This window comes from Phenylobacterium sp., assembly GCF_020402505.1.
GTDB lineage: Bacteria > Pseudomonadota > Alphaproteobacteria > Caulobacterales > Caulobacteraceae > Phenylobacterium.
Window position 1 is genome coordinate 1 of record NZ_JADBZL010000150.1, and the last position, 3,572, is coordinate 3,572.

The 3,572-nt window shown below is 67.3% G+C and carries 3 protein-coding genes and 1 pseudogene; all 4 read left to right on the top strand.

Going from position 1 to position 3,572, the window contains the following annotated elements; translation table 11 throughout:
• Positions 1 to 195: pseudogene (locus IM632_RS10970) on the top strand (ribonuclease P protein component); the annotation flags it as partial.
• A 12-nt stretch (positions 196 to 207) separates the two neighbouring features.
• Positions 208 to 1,992: a membrane protein insertase YidC gene (yidC, locus tag IM632_RS10975; protein WP_296552321.1), complete on the top strand. Its 1,785-nt coding sequence runs from the start codon at positions 208 to 210 to the stop codon at positions 1,990 to 1,992.
• Positions 1,989 to 2,675, top strand: a complete 687-nt coding sequence (gene yihA, locus IM632_RS10980; RefSeq protein ID WP_296479483.1) for a ribosome biogenesis GTP-binding protein YihA/YsxC — start codon at positions 1,989 to 1,991, stop codon at positions 2,673 to 2,675. Before yidC ends, yihA begins: the two co-directional genes overlap by 4 nt.
• Positions 2,676 to 2,721: 46 nt before the next feature.
• Positions 2,722 to 3,572, top strand: an 851-nt coding sequence (locus IM632_RS10985) for an acyl-CoA dehydrogenase family protein (RefSeq protein ID WP_296552322.1), incomplete at its 3' end; no start/stop codon positions are given.

Sequence of the window (3,572 nt, forward strand, 5' to 3'; positions counted from 1 at the left end):
CGCGAGGCCGCCCGCCTGCTCGTTCCGGTCCTTGGACGCCCCGGATGCGACTATGTCCTGATCGCCCGGGGCGGAACGCCGACCCGTCCCTGGCCGCGTTTGCTTGACGACGTGAAAACCGCGCTGATAAGCCTCGCGGCCGAGGGCGATCACCCTGCCCGCGCGCCTGACCGCGCCCCCTCTTCAACAGACTGAGCGCGCGATCGAATGCCCGACAATACGAACCGCAACACGATCCTCTTCGTCGTCCTCTCGATGGCCCTGCTGTTCGGCTACCAGGCCCTGGTGCTGGGCCCGCAGAACAAGCAGAGGGAGGCTGAGCTGAGAGCGCGTGAAGGAGCCCAGGCCGTCCAGCCATCGGGCTCGCCTGCGGCGACCGTCCGGCCGGAGGGTCCGGTCTATGTCTCAAGGGCCGCCGCGCTTGGCGGCTCCCCCAGGGTTGCGGTGGACACACCCGCCCTCCAGGGCTCCCTGTCTCTGCGCGGGGGCCGGATCGACGATCTCTTCCTGAGGGACTATCGGGTCACCGTTGATCCGGGGTCGCCTCCCGTGGAGCTGCTCCGGCCCGAGGGGATGCGTGACGCTTGGTTCGCCGAGTTCGGATGGACCGGCGCCAACCTGCCGGGCCTGCCGTCGTCTGGTTCCCAGTGGACCCTCGTGCAGGGTGACCGGCTCTCCCCCGGCCGGCCCGTGGTGCTCCGTTACGATGCAGGCCAGGGGCTGGCCTTCACCCGTCGGATCGAGGTGGACGACAAGTTCATGTTCACGATCACCGATACGGTCGCGAACAGCCTGTCCAATCCCGTGACGATCGCACCCTATGCTGCAGTCCAGCGCCGCGGCGCCCCCGCAGTCCCCGCGATGAACGCCCATGAAGGCGCCGTCGGGGTCGTGGACGGCGTTCTGGAGATGCTGAACTATAACCAGCTGAAGAAGGAGGAGGAGAAGGGCTTCTCAGCCACCGGCGGCTGGCTCGGCATCACCGACAAGTACTGGCTGGCGGCGGTGGTTCCCGAGCAGACAGAGAAGGTGAACGCAGCCTACAGGACCACCCAGGTCTCCGGCGTCGACATCTTCGAGGCTAACTTTGTCGCCCAGCCACGGGTCGTTCAGCCCGGGGGGACCTACACCCACGTGAGCCGTCTCTTCGCCGGCGCCAAGACGGTTCCGGTCCTCCGGACCTACGAGGACACCTTGGGGATCCCGCGGTTCGAGGACGCCGTCGACTGGGGCAGGCTGTTCTTCATCACCAAGCCCGCCTTCTGGCTTCTCGAGGTTTTCAACGGCCTGCTCGGCAGCTTCGGCCTCGCCATCCTGGCCCTGACCGTCGTGGTCCGCCTGCTGATGTTCTATCCGGCCAACCTGTCCTACGAGTCCCTGACCAAGATGAAGAAGGTCCAGCCGCAGGTGGAGGAGCTCCGCGCCCGGCTGAAGGACGATCCGCAGAAGCAGCAGCAGGAGCTGATGCGGCTCTATCAGTCGGAGAAGATCAACCCGCTGATGGGCTGCCTGCCCATGCTGGCGACCATCCCGGTCTTCCTGGCGCTCTTCAAGGTGCTGTCCGTGGCCATCGAGATGCGCCATGCGCCCTTCTACGGCTGGATTCAGGACCTGTCGTCCCGCGATCCGACAACCCTCCTGAACCTGTTCGGTCTGATCCCTTGGGATGTTGCGACGACTCCCTTCATCGGTGGCTTCCTGAATACCTACTTGCACATCGGTGTCTGGCCCCTGGCCTACGGCGTTACGCAGTGGCTTTCCATGAAGATGAGCCCCCCGGCGCCGGATCGCATCCAGCAGCGGATCATGGAGCTCATGCCGGTGATCTTCACCTTCGTCATGGCCCCGTTCGCCGTCGGCCTCATGATCTACTACACGTGGAGCAACGTTCTCACGATCCTCCAGCAGTACGTCATCATGCGGAAGTACCAGGTGGAGAACCCCATCGACGACTTCATCGCCAGGATCCGGGCGCGGAAGGCCCCCGGGTGAGCCCGGAAGGCGCGCCGGCGCCGGGCGAGGGGACCTTTTCGGACGAGGAAATCGAGGCCGCACGCGTCCTGTTCGCCCGGCCGGCGGTCTTCATGATGGGCGCGGTCTCGGTGGCCGGCCTGCCGGAGCCGGACCTGCCGGAAGTAGCCTTCGCCGGCCGCTCCAACGTCGGCAAGTCCTCCCTGATCAACGCCCTTGTCGGCCAGAAGCACCTGGCGCGGGCCTCGAACGAGCCAGGGCGGACCCGCGAGGTCAACTTCTTCGTCGTCGACGGCCGTCTGCGCCTGGTGGACCTGCCCGGATACGGCTGGGCCCGGGCCGCCAAGGGCGAGGTGAAGAAGTTCCAGGCCCTGGGCCGGGACTATCTGCGCGGCCGACCCAACCTGCGCCGGGCCTACCTGCTGATCGACGCGCGCCACGGACTGAAGGACGTGGACGAGGAGCCGATGGCTGCCTTCGACAAGGCCGCCGTCTCCTACCAGGTGATCCTGACCAAGGCGGACAAGCTCAAGCCGGCCGAGGTCGAAGCGGTTCGCGCCCGCACCGAAGCCCGCATCGCCAAGCGTCCCGCCGCCTTCCCGGGGGTGATCGCCACCTCCTCGGAGAAGGGGACCGGCCTGCCGGAACTGCGCGCCGCCATCGCCCGCGCCTGCGGGATCGGGGACTCGCCTGACGCGGCGTGAGGCGGCATAGAGTCCCGTCCAAGGCAAAGGACGACGGGAGGCCCCCATGCTCGACACCTCAGGACGCACCCTCTTCGACGAGGACCTGGCGATCTTCCGCGAACAGGTGCGCAAGGTCTACGCCCAGCACCTCGTCCCCAACCTCGACCGCTGGGAGGAGGAGGGCGTGGTGGACCGGGCCTTCTGGCTGGCCTGCGGCGAGGCCGGCCTGCTCTGCCCGCAGGTCCCGCAGGCCTATGGCGGCCTGGACCTGGACTACCGCTACAACGCCGTGATCGGCGAGGAGCTGACCTACGCCGGGTCCACGGCGGGCATCACCCTGCAGTCTGACATCGTCGCGCCCTATCTCATCCATTACGCCAGCGAGGACCTGAAGCAGGTCTGGCTGCCGAAGATGGTGTCGGGCGAGGCCATCGCCGCCATCGCCATGACCGAGCCCGGCGCGGGGTCCGACCTGCAGGGGGTGCGCACCACCGCCCGCCGGGACGGAGACGACTACGTCATCTCGGGATCGAAGACCTACATCACCAACGGCCAGAGCGCCGACATCGTCGTCGTCGTGGCCAAGACCGACCCGGACAAGGGCGCCAAGGGCATCTCCCTGATCCTGGTCGAGGCGACGCGCGAGGGCTTCCGGCGCGGCCGGAACCTGGACAAGATCGGCCAGAACTCCGCAGACACCTCCGAGCTCTTCTTCGAGGATGTCCGGGTCCCCGCCGGCAACCTGCTGGGCGAGGAGAACCAGGGCTTCGTCTACCTGATGACCCAGCTGCCGCAGGAGCGGCTGCAGATCGCCATCTCCGGCCAGGCCGGCGCCCAGCGCGCCTTCGACGAGGCCGTGAAGTTCACCAAGGACCGCAAGGCCTTCCGCCAGACCGTCTTCGACTTCCAGAACAC

What these genes read in the sequence shown, in the direction of transcription:
- yidC (WP_296552321.1), top strand. Translation starts at nt 208, where the DNA reads ATGCCCGACAATACGAACCGCAACACGATCCTCTTCGTCGTCCTCTCG.